The sequence below is a fragment of the Amycolatopsis sp. NPDC059027 genome, assembly GCF_042739735.1.
GTDB lineage: Bacteria > Actinomycetota > Actinomycetes > Mycobacteriales > Pseudonocardiaceae > Amycolatopsis.
Genome location: NZ_JBHYIK010000040.1, coordinates 17,319 through 37,087, shown reverse-complemented (window position 1 = coordinate 37,087; position 19,769 = coordinate 17,319). Strand labels below are relative to the sequence as shown.

The 19,769-nt window shown below is 67.3% G+C and carries 19 protein-coding genes; 8 read left to right on the top strand and 11 right to left on the bottom strand.

Annotation, left to right across the window (positions count from 1 at the left end; translation table 11 throughout):
• Positions 1–370: 370 nt before the first annotated feature.
• Positions 371–1,867 (top strand): alpha/beta fold hydrolase, encoded by a 1,497-nt coding sequence (locus ACFWY9_RS26275; RefSeq protein ID WP_378323042.1) that lies wholly within the window; start codon positions 371–373, stop codon positions 1,865–1,867.
• Positions 1,868–2,201: 334 nt separating this feature from the next.
• Here ACFWY9_RS26275 and ACFWY9_RS26270 read toward each other — a convergent pair whose 3' ends face one another.
• Positions 2,202–4,373, bottom strand: a complete 2,172-nt coding sequence (locus ACFWY9_RS26270) for a 3-hydroxyacyl-CoA dehydrogenase NAD-binding domain-containing protein (RefSeq protein ID WP_378323043.1) — start codon at positions 4,371–4,373, stop codon at positions 2,202–2,204.
• Between the two features lie 18 nt (positions 4,374–4,391).
• Complete coding sequence (locus ACFWY9_RS26265; RefSeq protein WP_378323044.1) at positions 4,392–5,603, bottom strand: acetyl-CoA C-acetyltransferase; 1,212 nt, start codon at positions 5,601–5,603, stop codon at positions 4,392–4,394.
• A gap of 157 nt (positions 5,604–5,760) precedes the next feature.
• Here ACFWY9_RS26265 and ACFWY9_RS26260 point away from each other — a divergent pair, with 157 nt between their 5' ends.
• Both ACFWY9_RS26260 and ACFWY9_RS26255 read left to right on the top strand, forming a co-directional pair.
• Positions 5,761–6,963, top strand: coding sequence for a TetR/AcrR family transcriptional regulator (locus ACFWY9_RS26260; RefSeq protein WP_378323046.1), 1,203 nt, complete (start codon positions 5,761–5,763; stop codon positions 6,961–6,963).
• 153 nt (positions 6,964–7,116) lie between these two features.
• Positions 7,117–8,319 (top strand): low temperature requirement protein A, encoded by a 1,203-nt coding sequence (locus ACFWY9_RS26255; RefSeq protein ID WP_378323047.1) that lies wholly within the window; start codon positions 7,117–7,119, stop codon positions 8,317–8,319.
• Here ACFWY9_RS26255 and ACFWY9_RS26250 read toward each other — a convergent pair.
• Positions 8,316–9,167 (bottom strand): alpha/beta fold hydrolase, encoded by an 852-nt coding sequence (locus ACFWY9_RS26250; RefSeq protein WP_378323048.1) that lies wholly within the window; start codon positions 9,165–9,167, stop codon positions 8,316–8,318. The genes ACFWY9_RS26255 and ACFWY9_RS26250 overlap by 4 nt on opposite strands.
• 259 nt (positions 9,168–9,426) lie before the next feature.
• Here ACFWY9_RS26250 and ACFWY9_RS26245 point away from each other — a divergent pair, with 259 nt between their 5' ends.
• Positions 9,427–10,722 carry an acyl-CoA dehydrogenase family protein gene (locus ACFWY9_RS26245; RefSeq protein ID WP_378340187.1) on the top strand — a complete coding sequence of 432 codons (1,296 nt, stop codon included), beginning with the start codon at positions 9,427–9,429 and terminating at the stop codon, positions 10,720–10,722.
• A 24-nt stretch (positions 10,723–10,746) separates the two neighbouring features.
• Positions 10,747–11,952: an acyl-CoA dehydrogenase family protein gene (locus tag ACFWY9_RS26240; protein WP_378323049.1), complete on the top strand. Its 1,206-nt coding sequence runs from the start codon at positions 10,747–10,749 to the stop codon at positions 11,950–11,952.
• A gap of 67 nt (positions 11,953–12,019) precedes the next feature.
• Here ACFWY9_RS26240 and ACFWY9_RS26235 read toward each other — a convergent pair whose 3' ends face one another.
• Both ACFWY9_RS26235 and ACFWY9_RS26230 read right to left on the bottom strand, forming a co-directional pair.
• Positions 12,020–12,250, bottom strand: coding sequence for an AMED_5909 family protein (locus ACFWY9_RS26235; protein ID WP_378340172.1), 231 nt, complete (start codon positions 12,248–12,250; stop codon positions 12,020–12,022).
• On the bottom strand, positions 12,231–12,494 hold the full coding sequence (locus tag ACFWY9_RS26230; RefSeq protein WP_378340171.1) for a hypothetical protein: 264 nt from the start codon (positions 12,492–12,494) through the stop codon (positions 12,231–12,233). The genes ACFWY9_RS26235 and ACFWY9_RS26230 overlap by 20 nt, the downstream gene beginning before the upstream one ends.
• A gap of 217 nt (positions 12,495–12,711) precedes the next feature.
• On the opposite strand from ACFWY9_RS26230, the gene ACFWY9_RS26225 reads away from it, so the two are divergent.
• Both ACFWY9_RS26225 and ACFWY9_RS26220 read left to right on the top strand, forming a co-directional pair.
• Positions 12,712–13,455 (top strand): DUF5919 domain-containing protein, encoded by a 744-nt coding sequence (locus ACFWY9_RS26225; protein WP_378340170.1) that lies wholly within the window; start codon positions 12,712–12,714, stop codon positions 13,453–13,455.
• Positions 13,456–13,463: 8 nt separating this feature from the next.
• Positions 13,464–13,934 (top strand): NUDIX hydrolase, encoded by a 471-nt coding sequence (locus tag ACFWY9_RS26220; protein ID WP_378340169.1) that lies wholly within the window; start codon positions 13,464–13,466, stop codon positions 13,932–13,934.
• Between the two features lie 103 nt (positions 13,935–14,037).
• Here the strand turns inward: ACFWY9_RS26220 and ACFWY9_RS26215 are convergent, their stop codons facing one another.
• From ACFWY9_RS26215 to ACFWY9_RS26205, 3 genes are all read right to left on the bottom strand, one after another.
• Positions 14,038–14,493 carry a hypothetical protein gene (locus ACFWY9_RS26215; RefSeq protein ID WP_378340168.1) on the bottom strand — a complete coding sequence of 152 codons (456 nt, stop codon included), beginning with the start codon at positions 14,491–14,493 and terminating at the stop codon, positions 14,038–14,040.
• Between the two features lie 64 nt (positions 14,494–14,557).
• Positions 14,558–15,205, bottom strand: a complete 648-nt coding sequence (locus ACFWY9_RS26210) for a DUF5343 domain-containing protein (protein WP_378340167.1) — start codon at positions 15,203–15,205, stop codon at positions 14,558–14,560.
• Positions 15,206–15,953: 748 nt separating this feature from the next.
• A complete protein-coding gene (locus ACFWY9_RS26205) occupies positions 15,954–16,154 on the bottom strand; it encodes a hypothetical protein (protein WP_378340166.1) in 201 nt (66 codons plus the stop codon).
• A gap of 272 nt (positions 16,155–16,426) precedes the next feature.
• Between ACFWY9_RS26205 and ACFWY9_RS26200 the strand changes: the two genes are divergently transcribed.
• Positions 16,427–16,834: a hypothetical protein gene (locus ACFWY9_RS26200; protein WP_378340165.1), complete on the top strand. Its 408-nt coding sequence runs from the start codon at positions 16,427–16,429 to the stop codon at positions 16,832–16,834.
• A gap of 9 nt (positions 16,835–16,843) precedes the next feature.
• Here ACFWY9_RS26200 and ACFWY9_RS26195 read toward each other — a convergent pair whose 3' ends face one another.
• The 3 genes from ACFWY9_RS26195 to ACFWY9_RS26185 form a co-directional block, all read right to left on the bottom strand.
• On the bottom strand, positions 16,844–17,902 hold the full coding sequence (locus ACFWY9_RS26195) for an alpha/beta fold hydrolase (RefSeq protein ID WP_378323052.1): 1,059 nt from the start codon (positions 17,900–17,902) through the stop codon (positions 16,844–16,846).
• Positions 17,903–18,020: 118 nt separating this feature from the next.
• The gene (locus tag ACFWY9_RS26190; RefSeq protein ID WP_378323053.1) at positions 18,021–18,878 is read right to left on the bottom strand and encodes an SDR family oxidoreductase; all 858 of its coding nucleotides are present in this window, start codon (positions 18,876–18,878) and stop codon (positions 18,021–18,023) included.
• A gap of 79 nt (positions 18,879–18,957) precedes the next feature.
• Positions 18,958–19,470 carry a GNAT family N-acetyltransferase gene (locus ACFWY9_RS26185; protein ID WP_378323054.1) on the bottom strand — a complete coding sequence of 171 codons (513 nt, stop codon included), beginning with the start codon at positions 19,468–19,470 and terminating at the stop codon, positions 18,958–18,960.
• Positions 19,471–19,769 lie beyond the last annotated feature (299 nt).

Sequence of the window (19,769 nt, the reverse complement as noted above, 5' to 3'; positions counted from 1 at the left end):
GGTCTCTTGTCGCCCCGCCCCGCGCCCCCGGCCGCGTCCAGCTGGCGCGGGGGGGGGGGGGGGCCCCCCCCCCCCCCCCCCCGCGGGGGGGGGCCCCCCCCCCCCCCCCCCCGCCGCGAACGGCGCGTTCGGGGCGATCCACGTCTCGAACGCGCCGTTCGGGACATCGAGCGACGCTGTAGGCATCCCTCGGCACCTCCCCCACTCTTCGAGTGTGAGTGCGGCCACAAGTCCCCTCGACGAGAACCTGCGCGCGTTCCGTCTCGACTTCCCAAATGGACACCGCGGACCGGCTCGGCCAGGATCCGTTGGTGGACAAGCGGTTTCCCGCTGCTGGTAGGCGGCACCGGGTCCGGCCGAGGAGGATGGCATGTTCTTGCGCAAGATGGCGGCGGTGACCGGCGCGGCAGTGGCGGTTCTCGGGGTCGCCACGCCTGCCGAGGCGGCGTCGCCGTCGCTGAACTGGGCACCGTGCACGAAGCTCGCACCATCGTGGCCGGAGAAAGCCGGTACGAGCGCCGAATGCGCGACGGTGACCGTGCCGGTCGACTACGCCCATCCGGACGGGCGTACGACGGGGATCGCGGTGGACCGGATCCCCGCGTCCGATCCGGCACACCGGCGCGGCGTGCTCGTGCTGAACCCCGGCGGGCCGGGCGGCACCGGGATGGCGATGCCCGAGATGATCCGGACCAGCAAGCTCGGCGAGCTGGCTAAGTACTACGACCTGGTGAGCTTCGATCCGCGGGGCACCGGCTACAGCGGGCAGATCGACTGCTCGATCGCCGGCAGGCCGCAGCCACCGGGAGAGTCCGAAAAGGACAAGGTGCTCGGCCGGATCCGCTGGCACGCCGGAAAATTCGGCGACTGCGCGGCGAAGGACCCGGAGTTCACCAGCAGCCTCGGCGCGGTCACCATCGCACGGGATGTCGACCGGATCCGGCAGGCGCTGGGTGAGGACAAGATCGACTACTTCGGCGTTTCCTGGGGTACCGCGCTGGGTGCCGCCTACCGCAGCCTGTTCGACGGGCACGTGGGCCGGATGGCCATCGATTCGGTGCTGCCCCCGGACTTGGACCTGGACCGGATCGACGCGGCGGCGACGAAGGCGGTCGAGGACGATGCACACCGGTTCTCCGGCTGGATGGCCGAGCGCGATGCCGTGCTCCACCTGGGCACGACCGCCGATCAGGTGTTCGCCACCGGGATCGCGCTCCGGGACGAGCTTGCGGCGCATCCTCGCCAGGTCGTCCAGAATGGACACACGTACACCGTGGACGGGATCTGGGTGGCCAGCCAGCTGAGTACTACTTCGACGCGCTGGGGGTACGCCGCGTCGGCGCTCGCCGCCCTACGCGCGGGGAAGAACCCGCCCGCGGACCCGGGCGATTCGAACGCGGCCACCACGGGACTGAGCTGGGACGAGAAACGCCCGACCACGCTGAACGGGTTCGTGCAGCACGCGGTCAACTGCGCCGATGCCACCGGTACGCGTGATCTGGAAGAGATGTGGCGCGGCTTCACCAAGCTGCGGGCGCAGTACCCGGTGGCCACCACCGGCAGCGAGCCCGTCTACTCCGGCAGCTGCGTGAACTGGCCGTACGCCGGAAAAAACGTGGACTACCGGCGCGGCCACAGCCGGCTGCAGCTCATCGCGCACCGCTACGAGTCCGTGACGCCCTACCAAGGTGCGCTCGACATGCGGCAGCGCGTGGGTGGCTCGGTGCTGACCGTGGACGACGACGCACACGGATCGCTGATAAACCTTCCGTGCGCGAGCAAGGTGGTGCGGTTCTTCGAGACCGGGCAGCCCGCTGTCGGTAGCTGCGACGGCGCGCCGATCGCGGAGCCGCAACCGGTGTCGTGAAGCGTCCGCGACGTTGCGGCCGATGTCACCGCCGTAGTCGATCGTGCCGGTGACGCCCTCGATGTACTTGTTGGTCTGCCTGGTGTCCGGACGAAGGTGTGGATCGCGGTGTTCTCGCGCCATACCGCATCCGGCGTCATGCGGGATGGTCACAGCCGTCTCGCGCGCCGGGAGCGCGGTTCGTCATCTGCGCCGACAAGGGGGCGTTCCGTTATCGGCGGGAACGATCTCGCTCAGGTATACGAATGCCGTTATGCCACAAGGGTTAACGAAAGGGCCCGTCTCGCGTGAAGTGCGAGACGGGCCCTTCGGTGCGTCCTATCGGACTAACGGGCTATTCGTAGATCTCACCCTTGGCCGCTTTGTCCACAAGGGACTGTGGCGGGGTGAAGTGGTCGCCGTAGCGCTCGGCCAGCTCGCGGGCGCGGTCGACGAAGCCCTGCAGGCCACCGGAGTACTGGTTGATGTACTGGATGACACCACCGGTCCAGGCCGGGAACCCGATGCCGAAGATCGACCCGATGTTCGCGTCCGCGACCGAGGTCAGCACACCCTCGTCGAAGCACTTCACCGTTTCGAGCGCCTCGGCGAAGAGCATCCGCTCCTTGAGGTCCTCGAACGGGACGTCGGCGGAACCGGACTTGAACGCGTCCCGCAGCCCCGGCCACAGCCCGGTCCGCTTGCCCGCCTCGTCGTACTCGTAGAACCCGGCGCCGGTGGACCGGCCCTTGCGGTCGTAATCGTCGAGCATCTTGTCGATGACGGCCTCGGAGGCGTGCGCCGTCCAGGTGCCACCGGCCGCCTCGATGGCTTCGCGGGTCTCCTTGCGGATCTTGCGCGGCAGCGTCAGGGTCAGCTCGTCCATCAGCTGCAGCGGCGGCGCCGGGTAGCCGGCCTGCGAACCCGCCTGCTCGATCGACGCCGGCTCGACGCCCTCGCCCAGCGCGGCGACGGCCTCGTTGATGAAGGTGCCGATCACGCGCGAGGTGAAGAAGCCACGGCTGTCGTTGACGACGATCGGCGTCTTCTTGATCTGCAGGGTGTAGTCGAAGACCTTCGCCAGCGTGGCCGGGGAGGTCTTCTCGCCGCAGATGATCTCGACCAGCGGCATCTTGTCCACCGGCGAGAAGAAGTGGATGCCGATGAAGTCCTCGGTCCGCTGCACGCCCTCGGCGAGCGAGGTGATCGGCAGCGTCGAGGTGTTCGAGCCGAGCACGGCGTCCGGGTTGACGACGCTCTCGATCTCCTGGAACACCTTGTGCTTGAGCTCGACGCTCTCGAACACGGCCTCGATCACGAAGTCGACCCCGGCGAAGTCCTCCGCCTTGGCGGTCGGCGTGATCTTCGCCAGCAGCGCGTCCGACTTCTCCTGCGTGGTCTTGCCGCGGGAGAGTGCCTTCTCCTCCAGCTTGACCGCGTAGCCCTTGCCCTTTTCGGCGGCTTCCTGCGTGACGTCCTTGAGCACGACGTCGATCCCGGCCTTCGCCGAGACGTACGCGATCGCCGCGCCCATCATCCCGGCGCCGATGACACCGACCTTCTTGGCGGTGTACTTCTCGAAACCGTCCGGACGGGAGCCGCCGGAGTTGATGGTCTGCAGGTCGAAGAAGAACGCCTTCGTCATGTTCTTCGCGACCTGGCCGGTGGCGAGGCTGATGAAGTAGCGCGTCTCGACCAGCAGCGCGGTGTCGACGTCGACCGTCGCACCCTCGATGGCCGCGGAGAGGATCGCGCGCGGCGCGGGCATGTTCGCGCCCTTGATCTGCTTGCGCAGGTTCGCCGGGAACGCGGGCAGGTTCGCCGCGAAGCTCGGGTTCGACGGGCTGCCACCGGGGATCTTGTAGCCCTTGACGTCCCACGGCTGGACGCCGCCCTCGGGGTTGGCCTTGATCCACGCCTTCGCCGCGGGCACCAGTTCTTCAACGGTGCCAACGAGTTCGTGCACCAGACCGAGTTCGAGAGCCTTGGCGGGGCGGTGCCGCTGGCCCTGCAGCAGGACGTTCAGCAGCGCGCTCTGGATGCCGAGCAGGCGGACGGTGCGGACCACGCCACCGCCGCCGGGGAGCAGGCCGAGGGTGACCTCGGGGAGGCCGATCTGGCTGCCCTTGACGTCGGCCGCGATGCGATGGTGCGTCGCGAGCGCCAGCTCCAGACCGCCGCCGAGCGCGGCGCCGTTGATCGCGGCGACGACCGGCTTGCCGAGCTGCTCGAGCCGGCGCATCTGCCCCTTCATCAGGGAGCTGCTCTTGGTGATCTCGGCCGCGTGCTCCGGCTGCGCCTGGATCAGGTCCTTGAGGTCGCCACCGGCGAAGAAGGTCTTCTTCGCCGAGGTCAGCACGACACCGGTGATGGTGTCCTTTTCGGACTCCAGCCGGTCGACGACCACGCCGAGCGACTCGCGGAAGTCGGCGTTCATCGTGTTCGCGGACTGCTTGGGGTCGTCCAGGGTCAGCACGACGATGCCGTCGGCGTCCTGTTCCCAGCGGATGGTTTTCGCTTCAGCCATGTCTTGTCCTCAGATCCCTCAGACCCGCTCGATGATGGTCGCGACGCCCATGCCGCCGCCGATGCACAGCGTCACCAGCGCGCGGCGCGCCTGGCGGCGTTCCAGCTCGTCCACCACGGTGCCGACCAGCATCGCGCCGGTGGCGCCAAGCGGGTGGCCCATCGCGATCGCGCCGCCGTTGACGTTGACCTTCTCCTCCGGCAGGTTCAGGTCCTTGATCCACTTGAGCACGACGGAGGCGAAGGCCTCGTTGAGCTCCCACAGGTCGATGTCGTCCGGGGTCAGCCCGGCCTTGTCGAGGACCTTCTGGGTCGCCGGGGTCGGGCCGGTGAGCATGATCGTCGGCTCGGAGCCGATCGACGCGGTCGCCACGATGCGGGCGCGCGGGGTCAGGCCGAAGGTCTTGCCGACCTGCTCGTTGCCGACCAGCACGAGCGCGGCGCCGTCCACGATGCCCGAGGAGTTCCCGCCGGTGTGGACGTGGTTGATCTTCTCGACCTGGTGGTACTTCTGCAGCGCGACGGCGTCGAAGCCACCCAGCTCGCCGATGCCGGCGAAGGCGGGCTTGAGCTTGCCGAGGCCTTCGATGGTGGAGCCGGGGCGGCGGTGCTCGTCGTGGTCGAGCACAGTGACGCCGTTGATGTCCTTCACCGGTACGACGGACTTCGCGAAGTAACCGCCGGACCAGGCGGCCTCGGCCTTGTCCTGCGAGCGCACGGCCCAGGCGTCGACGTCCTCGCGGGAGAAGCCCTCGATCGTCGCGATCAGGTCGGCGCCGGTGCCCTGCGGGACGATGTAGTTGTCGTAGGCGGTGGCCGGGTCCATGAACAGCGCGCCGCCGTCCGAGCCCATCGGCACCCGCGACATCGACTCGACACCACCGGCGATGATCAGCTGGTCCCAGCCGGAGGCGACCTTCTGCGCGGCGGTGTTGGTGGCTTCCAGGCCGGAGGCGCAGAAGCGGTTGAGCTGCACGCCCGCGACGGTCTCGGGCAGGCCCGCGTTCAGCGCGGCGGTCCGGGCGATGACCGCGCCCTGCTCGCCCACCGGGGAGACGACGCCGAGCACGATGTCGTCGATCGCCGCCGGGTCGAGGTTCGGGTGGCGGACCTTCAGCTCGTTGATCAGGCCGACCACGAGGTCGACCGGCTTGGTGCCGTGCAGGGCACCACCCTTGTTCTTGCCGCGAGGCGTGCGAATCGCCTCGTAGATGTAGGCCTCGCTACTCACTGAACACTCCTCCGCGCAGGGCGTGGTTGGTACTTCGTTGTATCCGCACCTGGATCATACTGCCGGGTAGGTGCTAATGCCGATTAACATATGCCCGAGTAACCCCATGGTGTCAATGGGTTGTGTCCTACCCATGACGCGCTATCGTCGGTTCACCATGACGTCACCTTCACCCCGGCAGGCACGCGCCAGGAGGCCGCGCGACCGCAAGGCGCAGCTCGCCGCGGTCGCCGCGGAACTGTTCCGCGAGCGGGGGTTCCACGGCGTCGGGATCAACGACATCGCGGCCGCGGGCGGCGTCACCGGGCCCGCGCTCTACCGGCATTTCGCGGACAAACAGGCGATCCTCGCCTACGTCGTGCTGGCCGGGATCGACGACATGGAGGCTGCGACCGCCGAAGCGCTGTCCGACGCCGAATCGGCCGTCGACCAGCTCGAAGGCCTGCTCACCGTGCTGGCGACACAGGCGGTGGAGCGTCGGGAGATCGCCGCGCTGTGGCGCTGGGAAGGCCGTCACCTGCCCCGGGACGACCAGCGCGAGATCGGCAAGCGCTCCGGCGCGCTGCTCGCGGCGTGGAGCAAAACGCTGCTCCGGGTCCGCCCCGACCTGGCCGCGGAGGATGCCGAGCTGTTGTGCTGGGCGACGTTGTCGGTGTTCGGCAGCGTGTCGGTCCACCACACGACGGTCGCGAAGAAACGCTTCGCGCAACTGCTCGTCGAGCGGGCGCTCGCTGTGCTCAACACCACACTGCCCGCGGCGGGCGCGGCCCAGGAACCGCCACCGCTGGCCGTGCTCGGCACGCCTTCGAGACGCGAGCAACTGCTGTCGGAGGCGACCCGATTGTTTTCCGACCGCGGGTTCCGCGCGGTGAGCATGGAGGACATCGGCTCGGCCGCCGGGATCGCCGGGCCCAGCGTGTACCGGCACTTCCCGAGCAAGGGCGCGCTGCTCGTGGCGATCGGGCACCGCGCGGGCGACCGGCTCGCCGTCGCCGCCGAAGAGGCGTTACGCGCGGCCGACGAACGGGACGCGCTGCGCAGGCTCGCCGCGTCCTATGTGCACACCCTGCTGCACACTCCCGAACTGCATGTCGCGTTCTCGGCCGACCGGGCGAGCATCCCGGACCGCGACCGGGCCGGACTGCTCCGGGTACAACGGGACTACGTCGCGCGCTGGGTATCGCTGCTTTCGGCCGTGCGACCGGAGCTTCCCGCGCGGGAAGTGAAGATCACCGTGCACGCGGCGCTGACCATCGCGAACGACCTGACCAGGACCCGCCGCGTCGCGCACCGCCCGAACCTCGAAGCCGAACTGAGCGCACTCCTGCACGCCGTGCTGGGACTCAGCCGACCGAGCTGACCGGACCGGCCACATCGGACAGTGCCCGCTCGACGTGCGGCCATCCCGACGGGAAAACCTGACGCACGCGCCGCCTTTCGCGCATCCGATTTTCGTCCGTTACCTCTCGGTGAAAGTCGCCTCGGGAGGCCCGCGTCCGTGCGAACATGCGCCGTGCCCACGAGACGCCGACTGCATCTGGTGACCGAGGACGAGGAGCACCGGGTCTCCAGCCTGGAGCTGTTCTTCGACCTCGTGTTCGTCTACGCGATCACCCAGACGACACAGCTGATGGCCAATCACCTGAGCCTGCTCGGGATCGGCCAGGGCATGGCGATGCTCGCCGTGCTGTGGTGGTGCTGGTGCAGCTATGCCTGGCTGGGCACCACGATCCACGTCGACCACGGCATCGCCCGGCTCGCGATGTTCGCCGCGATGGCGGTGATGTTCCTCGTGTCGCTGACGATCCCCGAAGCGTTCACGGACCAGCCGGGCGGGCTGTACGCCCCGTTGTTGTTCGTCGTCTGCTATTTCGCCGTGCGGCTGCTCCAAGAAGTCGCCTACCTCGGGGCCGCACGGCACGACGCCGCGCTCCGCCGCGTCCTGCTGCGGATGCTCGCGGGCCTGCTGCCGAGCGTGGCGTTGCTGGCGTTCGCGGCGTTCCTGCACGGCCCGTGGCAACTCGGCGTCTGGGTCATCGCGCTCGCCGTCGACTACCTCAACGTCTACCTCGCCGGCCCGGCAGGCTGGCGGCTGAACTCCCCCGCGCATTTCGCGGAACGCTTCGGGCTCATCGTGATCATCGCGCTCGGGGAGTCCATTGTGGCCATCGGTATCGGGATCGGCGCACTGCCGATGTCGTGGCTCGTCGCCGGGGCAGCGATCTGCGGGCTCGCGCTCGCCGCGGGCATGTGGTGGACGTACTTCGACGTCGTGGCCTGGGTTTCCGAACGCCGGCTCACCCGTGCCACCGGCATCGAGCGCGCGAAACTCGCGACCGACTCGTACACGTTCCTGCACCTGCCGCTCATCGCCGGGATCGTGCTCGTCGCGCTCGGTCTCAAGAAGGCGTTCCTGTACCTCGCCGACACCGAGCACCACCACCCCGGTGAGGCGCTGCACGGCGTCCCGATCTGGGCGCTGACCGGCGGGCTGGCGCTTTACCTGTGCACGCTGAGCGCCCTGCGCAGGCGCAACCTCGGCCGGTGGAACGTGCAGCGCCTGGTGCTCGCCGCGGCGTTGCCCGCGGTGACCCCGCTGCTCGAACACGTCCCCGCGGCCGTGACGCTCGTGATCGCCACGGGAACCGTCCTCGGACTCATCGCCTTCGAGCGGCTCCGCTGGTCGGAGCGGCGTCGTCAGCTTCGGGCCGACTAGCCGTGACGTGCGGTCGCGGCGTCGGCGATCAGTTCGGCGAGCACGGCGGGCTGGGACAGGAAGGGCGAGTGGGAGGAATCGAGTTCCGTGACGACCGTCGGGGACGCCGACACGGCGTCGATCTCCTTGATGAAACGCTGTTGCAGCGTCGGCGCGATGGCGTAGTCCTGGGTACAGGTCACGTACGAGTGCGGGATGCTGCCGTAGCGCTCCGCCGTCACGGTCAGTTCCTCACGGGGGATTCCGGCCGGGCCGTCCGGAGTGAGCATGGAGATGGCGGCGTCCGCCGTGCGGTCGTCGACATCGCCGTAGAAGACCTCCTTGATCTGATCCCGCCGGTCCGGATCGTGGAAGTCGACGCGCGCGGCGCCGATCACCGCCGGATCGGCCACCAGCAGCGGAGACAACTTCTCACCGGCGGCTTCCGGACTGCCGAGGTACGACCACGCGGACATCCCGTTCACCGGCGCGAGCGCGGCCACGTAGACCAGCCCGCCCACGAGTTCGGGAGCGAGTTCCGCCAACGCGGTCGCGACCACGCCACCGGCGCTGTGCGCGACCACGAGACACGGCCGGCCCGCGCCGATCGCCCGGATCCGGTCGGCGAGGTCGGCCGCCGCTGAAGACGCGGTGACCGAAGCGACCGGGGACGGTTCGGTGGCGAACGCCTCCGCGTCGAACGGCCGCGCCCAGCGGGCGCGCGGTGCGGGGCCGCGCAGCCCGTGCCCTTCGAGGTCGACCGCGACCGACTGGATCCCGCGGGCGGCCAGCTGCTCGGCCACCGGGCTCCAGCACCAGCTGCCGTGCCAGAAACCGTGCACCAGTACGACAGGCAGGGAGTCGCTCATTCATTCCTCCGACGCAGGATGAAACCGCTTTCGGTCGCAAGTTATCGCCGGGAAGAACCGGTTCCGGGCAGCCAGGACAAACGGACAAGCGGGAGTGAACATTTGGTCCCCCGGGTCCGCACCAGGTGAGCTTCCGGGTGAGTCCGGCCACCGAATCGAGGGGCACCGCTGGCACGAACCGCCCCGGACCGCTAACCTACTCACGAGTAGGTAGCGAGATGGAGGGGCCACCATGGCTGCGCCAAGGAAACGAGACGCGATGGGCTTCGGCCTGGCCGCGCTCACCCGGTTGGCCGGGAGCAAGGTCATCGACAAGGCCGGGCTGCGCAAGCCCGTCGAAAACCTCGTCACCGCGGGGACGAGGAACGGCTTCCGCGTCGCGGGCGCGGCCACCCGTTCGTTCCAGGCGGCGCAGCGGCTCGGCAAGCCCGCGCGGCTCGCGCCGACGTCCGACAAGGGCCTGTTCGACCTCACCCCGAGCGAGGATCAGCAGCTCATCGTCGAGACCGTCACCGAGTTCGCGGCCGAGCAGCTGCGCCCGGCCGCGGCGGACGCCGATGCGAAGCTCGCGGCGCCGGAGGGCCTGCTCAGCAGGGCCGCCGAGCTGGGCATCAGCCTCGTCGGGATCCCCGAGGAGCTGGGCGGCGTCGGCACCGAACGCTCGGTCGTCACCAACGCGCTCGTCGCGGAGGCGCTCGCGCACGGCGACCTCGGGCTCGCCGTCGCCGTCCTCGCGCCGTCGGCCGTGAGCACCGCGCTGGTCTCCTACGGCGACGAGCAGCAGCAGGCCGACTACGTGCCCGCGTTCGCCACCGAGCACGTCCCGGCGGCCGCGCTCGCGCTGCAGGAACGCGCCCCGCTGTTCGACCCCTTCAAGCCCGCCACCAAGGCCCGGCGCACGCCGAAGGGCTACCAGCTCGACGGCGTGAAGTCGCTGGTGCCGCGTGCCGCGCAGGCGGAGCTGTTCATCGTCTCCGCCGACCTCGAAGGCCGGGGACCGGCGCTATTCCTTGTGGAGTCGTCGAACTCCGGGGTCACGATCGAGGCCGAGCCCGCGATGGGCCTGCGCGGCGCCGCGACCGGGAAACTGCATCTGGAGAAGGCTTCGCTGCCCGCGGGCGCGCTGCTCGGCGGCGGCAAGCCCGAGACGTTCGCCGAGATCGTGCGGCTGTCGCGGCTCGGCTGGGCGGCGCTGGCGGCCGGGACCGCGAAGGCCGTCCTCGACTACGTCGTGCCCTACGTCAACGAGCGGACCGCGTTCGGCGAGCCGATCAGCCACCGCCAGGCCGTCGCGTTCTCCGTGGCGGACATCGCGATCGAGCTGGAAGGCCTGCGCCTGGTGACGCTGCGCGCGGCCGCGCGCGCCGAGCAGGGCAAGTCCTACGCCCGCGAGGTCGCGCTGGCCCGCAAGCTCGCGACGGACAAGGGCATGCAGATCGGCAACGCGGGCGTGCAGCTGCTCGGCGGGCACGGTTTCGTCAAGGAGCACCCGGTCGAGCGCTGGTACCGCGATCTGCGCGCCATCGGCGTGATGGAAGGCGCCGTTCTCCTCTAAGGCTTTCTCGGAAGGTAAGCACTCATGATCAACCTGGAAGTCCCCAAGAAGGCCGGCGCGCTGATCAACCAGGCGTACCAGGCCGCGTCGGAAGTGTTCCGGCCGATCTCGCGCAAGTACGACCGCGCCGAGCACACCTACCCTGCCGAACTCGACATGTTCGCCGCGCTGCTGGACGGGCTCAACTCCTCCGGCGAGGGCGGCGCGGGCGCGGCGGGTGTCCGCCGCGACGACAAGGACGGCGCGAAGAAGGGCAATCGCAACGGCGCCAACCTGAACGTCGTCCTCGGCACGATCGAGATGTGCTGGGGTGACGTCGGGCTGCTGCTGTCGATGCCGCGCCAGGGCCTCGGCAACGCGGCGATCGGCTCGGTCGCCACCGACGAACAACTCAAGCGCTTCAACGGTTTGTGGGCCGCGATGGCGATCACCGAGCCGGGCTGCGGCTCGGACTCGGCGGCCATCACCGCGACCGCGCGCCTCGATGGCGACGAGTACGTCCTCAACGGCGAGAAGATCTTCGTGACGTCCGGCCAGCGCGCCGACGCCGTCGTCGTGTGGGCGACACTGGACAAGTCGAAGGGCCGCGCGGCGATCAAGTCGTTCGTCGTGGAGAAGGGCACGCCCGGCTTCGAGGTCGTGCGGGTCGAGCACAAACTCGGCATCCGCGCCTCCGACACCGCGGTGCTCCGATTCGAGAACTGCCGTGTCCCCAAGGAAAACCTGCTCGGCACGCCGGAGATCGACACGGCGAAGGGCTTCGCCGGGGTCATGCAGACCTTCGACAACACCCGCCCGCTGGTGGCCGCGATGGCCATCGGCGTCGCGCGGGCGGCGCTGGAGGAGACCCGTCGCATCCTGACCGAAGCCGGGATCACCATCGACTACGACCGCCCCGCCAACACCCAGCACGCGGCCGCCGCGGCGTTCCTTCAGCTGGAAGCGGACTACGAATCGGCCTACCTGCTGACGCTGGAATCCGCGTGGATGGCCGACAACCGCCAGCCGAACTCGCTGCAGGCCTCGATGGCCAAGGCGAAGGCAGGCCGCTCGGTCGTCGACATCACGCTGAAGTGCGTCGAGCTGACCGGGGCGTACTCCGAGGAATCCCTGCTGGAGAAGTGGAGCCGGGACGCGAAGATCCTGGACATCTTCGAAGGCACGCAACAAATCCAGCAACTCATCGTCGCCCGCCGCGTCCTCGGCAAGACTTCCGCCGAGCTGAAATAGCCCACCCCGGGAGGGTCCACCCCGCCCGGCCGCCAGTGTCCTCAGTGGACACAGCGGCCGGGCGGTCTTATGCTTCTCCCGTCTGGATCTCCTCCGCCTGCCGTTGCTCATAATCGGCCCAGTACAGCGCCTCGTGATGATGACCCCGGTCAACGTCCGCGACAGCCTCATACAGCCGCGCGTTACCGAGCCGGAACGCCACCCAGTCCGAAGATTTCGCATTGCCCCGAGGCCGACGCTTCATCACGACCTCGTGAGCTTCCCACAGCGTCTTCGGCTCACCTTTCGACACGATCACGCCCCTCCGCACGGATCTCCAGCAGATTCGCCAGCTCGTCCGCCTGGTCCCGAAGCCGACGCAGGAACATCGCGCACCCCTGCCAAGCCGTCTGATCCTCCGGCGGTACCAACGTCACCACACAGACCCCAGCCAACACCAGAACCGGCGGACACGACGCGCGCGGCCCGGTCTCCTCCACCGTCACCTCGGTAGCCGGATCCACCGTCCAGCGAAGCCCCAGCCCGTCCCACGTCACCGTCATGCCACACCGCAGGAGAAGTGCCGCCCGCTTGTCCGAGCCGGGCAGTCGGACGGCGGTTCGACGGTCACGCCTATCTCCTCGTGTCCTGCCACCGGCCTGACCCGGCAGCCTGACACCAATCTCCACCAGAACGCGGGACGTGATCACCACCTGACGGGACCTCTAGGGACGTCCCTGCTACCGTCGAAGATGTCCCTACACGTCCCGAGGGGTGTGAGTGCCGAACGAACGCCTGCGCGACGCGCTAATGCGCAACGGCCTGACACTGGAGCAGGTCGCCGAGGCCGTCGGCGTCGATCAGAAGACCGTCGAGCGCTGGATCACCAAGAACCGGACGCCCTACCCCAAGCACAGGCACAAGATCGCCGCCATGGCGCGCGAGTCGGAGACCTACCTCTGGCCGGACTCGGTGGCCCCAGAGCGCAAAGCCGAGACGGCCGCCGCCGAGGTCGTACAGGTCTTCCCACACCGCCACGCCATCCCCGTCGAATTGTGGGACCGGCTGATCAACGAAGCCTCGGAGACCGTCGAGATCCTGGTACACGCAGCGTTGTTCCTGGTCGAACGCCCGCGGTTCATCAAAGACCTTTTGGCGAAAGCTTCTGCCGGTGCTCACATCCGTTTGTTGTTCGGCGACCCGGAAGGCGACAGCGTCGCCCTGCGCGGCGAAGAAGAGCAGTTGGGCGACGGAACGCTCGCGGCCCGCATCCGCAACGCGTTGGCGTCCTACCGACCTCTGGTCGGCGTCGCCGGGATCGATATGCGCTTCCACAACACGACCCTCTACAACTCGATCTTCCGCTTCGACGACGAAATGATCATCAACACGCACGTCTACGGGTTCCAAGGAGCCCACGCCCCGTCCCTCCACCTGCGGCGACTGTCCGCCGGGGACCTCTTCGAAACCTACTCGGAAAGCTTCGAGTCAGTCTGGAACCTCGCCAAGCCAGCCACCTTCTAGGAGGCAGCATGACCCGAGTCGACTACTACAACGACCCGAACGCCCCGGCAGCGAACAGCATCGCAGTCGCGGTCTCGACATTCATCCAGGACGACGAAGGCCGGATCCTGATGATCCGGCGAACAGACAACGACCTGTACTCCATCCCAGGCGGTCAACTGGAACTCGGCGAGACTCTAGCCGAGACAGCAATTCGGGAAGTCCACGAAGAGACCGGCATAGAATGCGAGGTCATCGACGTGATCGGCCTCTACTCCAACCCCAACCACGTAATTGCCTACGACGACGGCGAGGTCCGCCAAGAGTTCTCGATTTGCTTCCGCGCCATCGCGGTAGGCGGCAGCTTGCGCACCAGCAGCGAGAGCAAGGAAGTCCTGTGGGTCGATTCGTCAAATTTGGGAAATTTAAGTATTCACAAGTCGACACTATTACGGCTTAAGCATGCCCTTGAAAAGCGTCCAAGTCCATATTTCACGTAAGCATAGCGACAGCACGCGGAATGCAATACCAAAATTTCGATTCAAAACTCGGACACGGACCCATTCACTGCTATAAACGTCCAACGCGAGCAAGTTCCCGGAGTTACGGCGTCAGCGCGGCTATCCTCTTCATCATTTCATCAAGATACCCGAGGGTGTCATTGATACCGGGTTCATAGTCTTCCGGGTGCGCGCACTCGTTTCGCTTGGCTAGCAGCCCTTGCAGTGCCTTCGTCATAGAGTTAGTGATCAAACCCTGCTTCTTCAGTACTTCAAAAATTGTATGGTCCTTTTGCTCACGGAAATCGGCAGCCTGCTTGATATTCCACGAAGGATAGTTCGTCTGTATTAACACGAGACGCGCCGGGTCAGCCGCGATCCATTCGTGAATAAAATCCATTAAGGCAGCAAATGAGGTGACGTGCGCAGATCGATAGAGCCCGTGCTCTGCGCATTGAAGTGCCTCGCGAAACAACTTGTCTTGCTTGATGTTTAACTTAGCCAACTTCTCGTATGACTCAGTCACCGTCATCACACGATGCGTTGAAGTCTCACGCACTGCAAGAAGCCTGCTTAAATCGGCCTGTGCGCTTGCCGCCCAATCGGCAACCTCGCGTGGCGTCCTAGGAGCTACCATCCATCAAGCCTTTCAGGTGCTTCGCCATTGCCGCGAAGAAGGCGTCATAGACGGCAGCATCACTTGTGGCGTCAACAGACAAGGCAATGTTCACGTTGATGACGACAGCACCGCCAGAATTTTCGCGATGCCGTCGACGAGGAGCGCCCCCTTTTGGGTTTGAGTCGTCACCATCGTCGCCATCGTCATCCTGGCCATCGTCACCCGTGGCAGTAAAGTCACCAAACTTGCATAGTACTTTGAATGTCCGAACAACCAGTCTTGACTTGTCCTCATCAAAGTCCGAATGACTTTTGACAAAAGTCACGAGATCCGAATCTGAATGGTTGTTAGCGTCGGGATATGTATCAAACATCGGCCTGTAAGCCTGCATTATTGCCTTGCCAACCAAGACACGTCCCTGAGATCCGCCGCGGAGCCCCTTCTTATATACCTCGGTTGGTTGACCAGAGGAGTCAAGTAGTCCCGCGTACTTCAGTGCAGCAGGGAAACTACGCGCATGCGACGAGCCGAAACCAATAGACTTGGGATATTCGGATGAGATCTTTTCGGGTGCGCCGACTGTCTGAAGCTTCTTAATGAACTCTTCCAGCTTGCCCGGGGAGTAACTGAAGGTGAATTGGATCGATGCCATGGACACATCCTATGAGTTGAGATCCGTAACTATTTCTGCCGAATTTGGCTCTATGGGATCAAGGGCGCCCCGCCGGTGGCGGCGCGCCTGTCACCTATGTAGCCCCTCGCCTGGGCGGCCGCATCCGCTTCCGACACGGCGGGCTGCCGCTCCGCTTCGCCCGCCGGCCGGGCGGTGCGGCCGCCAGCGGGTCACCTGGCGCAGCGCCGCGCGGCGGCGGCACACGGGTCCCCAGAGCCAACGTCGGCCTCCTCTTCGAGCGACTGTGACATACGGGTCGTTCGTGACTCGATCTCCGTTACGCACCGTCGTGAGAGACCTCCATCCCGACGCCGGATCGTGACAACGGCCGGTAGCACCGCGTCAAGACGGTGAAGCGTGTCTTGACCCGGCACCACCGGCCGCGTGCTGGCTTCGTATCGGGATGCAGGGGTAGGTGTGGCTGGTCCGCCAGGCCGTCTCCAGGCCGTCAGAGGCCAGGGAGCAGCGACAGACGACGAGAACTAACGAGACGCATCAGCGCAGCTCAGAGGCCGTTTACGGCGAAGTGAGCGAGATCGGCGAAATCCGGCTGAGAAATCCTGGACATCTTCGAAGGCACACAACAGATCCAACAGCTCATCGTCGCCCGCCGCGTCCTCGGCAAGACTTCCGCCGAGCTGAAATAGCCCACCCCGGGAGGGTCCACCCCGCCCGGCCGTACGTGTCCTCTGTGGACACGCGCGGCCGGGCGGTTTCGTGTTCTGGATCAGATTTTGTCCACGCCGCCTGACGCAGCTTTGGCGTCGATTTCGATACGAGGGCGGGGAAACACCGCGACCCGGACCCGGACCCGGACCTCTCGCTCCGGCGAGTCGAGCACCTTTTTCAGCAGGGCCAGTGTCACCACGCCTGCCACCACGAGCATTGTCACGGCGACCAGAACCAGCCCGATTCCCCCTGAGGACAACGCAAGCACGGTATCCGCTCCTCGGCCGCCCGGGTGTCAGATGCTCCCCCTCGACGCGGCGGCCCTGCGTCCTCCCCCAGCGTACCGCCTCCGGGACGTTCCGTGAATGCCATCTGCCCTGCCTGGTGGGCAGGGCTGTGTCCCGAACGGCGCGTTCGCGACATGCGCAGGCACTGGGCAAGCACATCCAGCCGCCAACTACCCGGCCTTTGCGCACGCACGGACCCCGCGGGCTCGGGACCGCTCCCTGGGAATCCGGTTACCGTAGGCGTATGAGCGATAGCAGCCCGATGCCGGGGCAGCTCAAGATGGCCAGGAGTGTTCTGTACGTCCAGAGCGTCGTCAACGCGCTCTCCGTCGGCCTGATGGTGTGCACGATCGCGAGCAGGATCGGCCACGAGCAGCTTGTCCGGCCGGGCGCCTACTTCCTGATCGCGCTCAGCGTGCTGATCTCGGTGCTGCTGCTGGTATCCACGGTCCGGCTCGAGAGCCGCCCGCCGTGGCTGCGCTCTACCGTGATCTTCCTGGAGATCGTCGTGGTCATCGCGCAACTGGTCGTCGTGCTCATCGGCACCGTTCTCGCGGTCGCCGGGCTCGTGCTCGCAGCGATCGTGCTCGTCGTGATGACCCGCAAGCAGGTGGTCACCTGGCTCGATCCCCCGGATGACGCGCCGGAGTGAGGCCGGAGGTTAACCCAAGACCTGGTCGTCGAGGAATTCGTCGATATAGCGCCAGGTGGTGTGTCGCGCCTTGCGGCCGGTGAGCACGCCGAGGTGGCCGCCGGGCGCGGTTTCGAAGCGCACGGACGGGGCGTTGTCCAGCAGGTCCACCAGCCGTTCGACGGCGGCGCGCGGGGCGATCGTGTCGTTCTGGCCCGCGATCACCAGCGTCGGCACCTTGACGCCGGCCAGCGCGATGATCCGCCCGCCCAGGTCCACCGAGCCCTCCGCGAGATCGTTCGCGCGGAAGAACCGGTGGTACAGCTGGCCGAACGTGCGCCCGGGGTAGGCGATCATGTTGTCCATGAAGTGATCGACGGCCTCGATCTGCGCGAGATAGTCGCGGTCGTCGAGATTTTTCAGGATGGCAAGGGGTTTCGTGATTTCCTTGTTGATCCCGGTCACGCGGAAGACCCGGCTGACGATGCTCGACGGCGCGCCGCCGAGCAGGCGGTAGAACGGGGTCAGCAGATGCCCGCCGGTGAGGTCGATCAGCGGCCGGAACGGCGCGATCAGGGGGATCGCGGTGAAATCGAAGGGCGCGGCGATCGTGGTGATCGATTCGACCGGCAGATCCGCCTGGTCGGCGGCGGTCAGCAGGGAGAAGATCCCGCCCAGGCACCAGGCGACCAGGTGCACGCCCTGCCCATCGGAATCCTCGCTGACCTTCCGGATCGCCCGTGGCAGCACGTCGTCGATCCAGTGCTCGACACCGAGACGGCGGTCGGAGAAGGCGACGTTTCCATAGTCCACGAGGTAGGCATTGCGGCCGCCGTCCACCATGTGCTCGGCCAGGCTGCAGCCGCGGCGCAGGTCGAAGCACAACGCCGGCGCGGCCAGCGGCGGCACGAGCAGGATCGGCGGGCCGGACTGCTTTTCGGCGCCGTGGGTGAGCCGGTACAGCGAGCGGTTGGGCCCCTGATCGATCAGCACCCGCGGCATCGGCCGGAGGTCGGCGACCCCACCGCGGGCCACTTTGCCCACGACATTCGACGCCGCGGCGGCGAGCCGTGCCGGTGGTGAAGCCATGTCCTTGCCTCCTGGGCCCGTGCGAACTTCCCGGCAATCTTGCCTCGCGGCGGCGGGCAACTCAACAGAGTCCATGGAAGCAAGCAGTCCAATTCGGACAGTGGTTAGGCCGTCCGAGCTAAGAATCCGCGCCCGGCGCGCTGTCCGCCGCCCGGCGTTCGTAGTCCGCGCGAGCCGCGGAATGGGCCGCTGAAGCCAAAACCCGGTCCGCACCGAGTGCCCGCGCGACCGACTCGCCCCACCGCCGCGGCAGCAGCCGCGTGATCCTGCCCATAGTTCCCAGGGATCGAGGCACGAACACGTCGAACCGGGGGAATCGCAGTGCGTCCACAATGGCGTGCGCCACATCCTCGGGCCGGACGGACTTGAAGAATTTCGCCTCGCCGAGCCCGCTCGCGAGTTCCGTCCGCACGATCCCCGGCATCACGCACGACACGAGCACCCCACTTCCGTGCAGTTCCAAATGAACGGCTTCGGACAATCCGACGACGGCGTGCTTCGTCGCGCAGTACGTCGCCGCCCCGGGGAACCCTGCCTTACCCGCCATCGAAGCGACGTTCACGATGTGCCCGGCCGCGCGCGGGCGCATCCGCCGGACCGCCTCGCGTGTGCCGTGGATGACCGCGTGCAGGTTGATCTCGAGCTGACGCCGGGTCGACGCGTCGTCCTCGTCCTCCAATGCGGACAGCGGCATGATGCCCGCGTTGTTGATCAGGACGTCGATCGGCCCGACGCGCCGCTCCACCTCGTCGAGGAACGCGGTGAACCCGGCGGTGTCGGTGACGTCGAGGCGCAGCGCCACGACATCACCGCCGAGTTCGGCCGCGGTCTTCTCGGCGCGGACGTCGTCGAGATCGCCGAGCACCACCCTGGCGCCGAGCCCGGCGGCCGCGGCGGCGGTCGCCGCCCCGATCCCCTGCGCGCCGCCGGTGACCACGACGACCTTCCCGGTAAGTGAACGCGGCTGCCTGGCCATGGCGGCTCCTCTTCGTCTGCCCTGACTCCAAGGTTGTTGACGTACTGCCAACTATGGTGCGCCCCCGCGCCCGTTCCCGCTACCCCACGCGCTGCTCGAACACCTGCCCGATCCAGCCGTCGACGTTGAACCGCACGGTCGCCTTGAAGCCCTGCCCCTCGTAGTACTCCTGCAACTGACCGTCACCGCCTGCCCAGCAGTCGACCCGGACGAGGTCGATGCCCCGGCGCTGCGCCTCGTCCAGCGCGTACTCGAGCAGCCTCGCGCCGACGCCGTGCCCGGTGAACCGCCGCGACGTGATCAGTAACCCGATGTAGATCTCCCGTTCCTCGGCCTTCGGCACGTGCACCGGGCATTCCTCGGTGACGATCAGCGCGCCCGCCGGCTCGCCGTTGATCTCCGCGATCCGCAGCCCCGGGTCGGCCGCCATCCCCCGCACGCGCTCGACCCGCTTCGGGATCGCCGACCACGGCTCGGTCCCCCACTGCCCAGAACTACCCCGCGTGACCAGCCAGGCGACAGCGTCGTCGAAGAAGCCCAGCAGCGTGTCCGCGTCCCCAGAATCACCCGAACGGATGACGATTTGCTCCATGCCTCTTGTTTTACATGACCGCGGAGATCTGTCGAGCGTCAACGAGCCTGACCAACGTCTATGCGGCTGCGGACACCTTGGCATCCTCACCCTCCGGCAGGCTCGGGATGGTTGGTGATGGCCCAAACAGGGCCATCACCAACCGGATCGGCCACCACCTCGCGGCACGTCCCGTGGGGCCCCCGCCGGGGGCCCCCCCCCCCCCGGGTGTCGTGACGCCCCCCGGAGGGCCGCCGCCCCCCAGTAATCGCCACCCAGCAGCTGACCGAAAATTTGTAAGCCGGTGCGGGTAAGCCCCG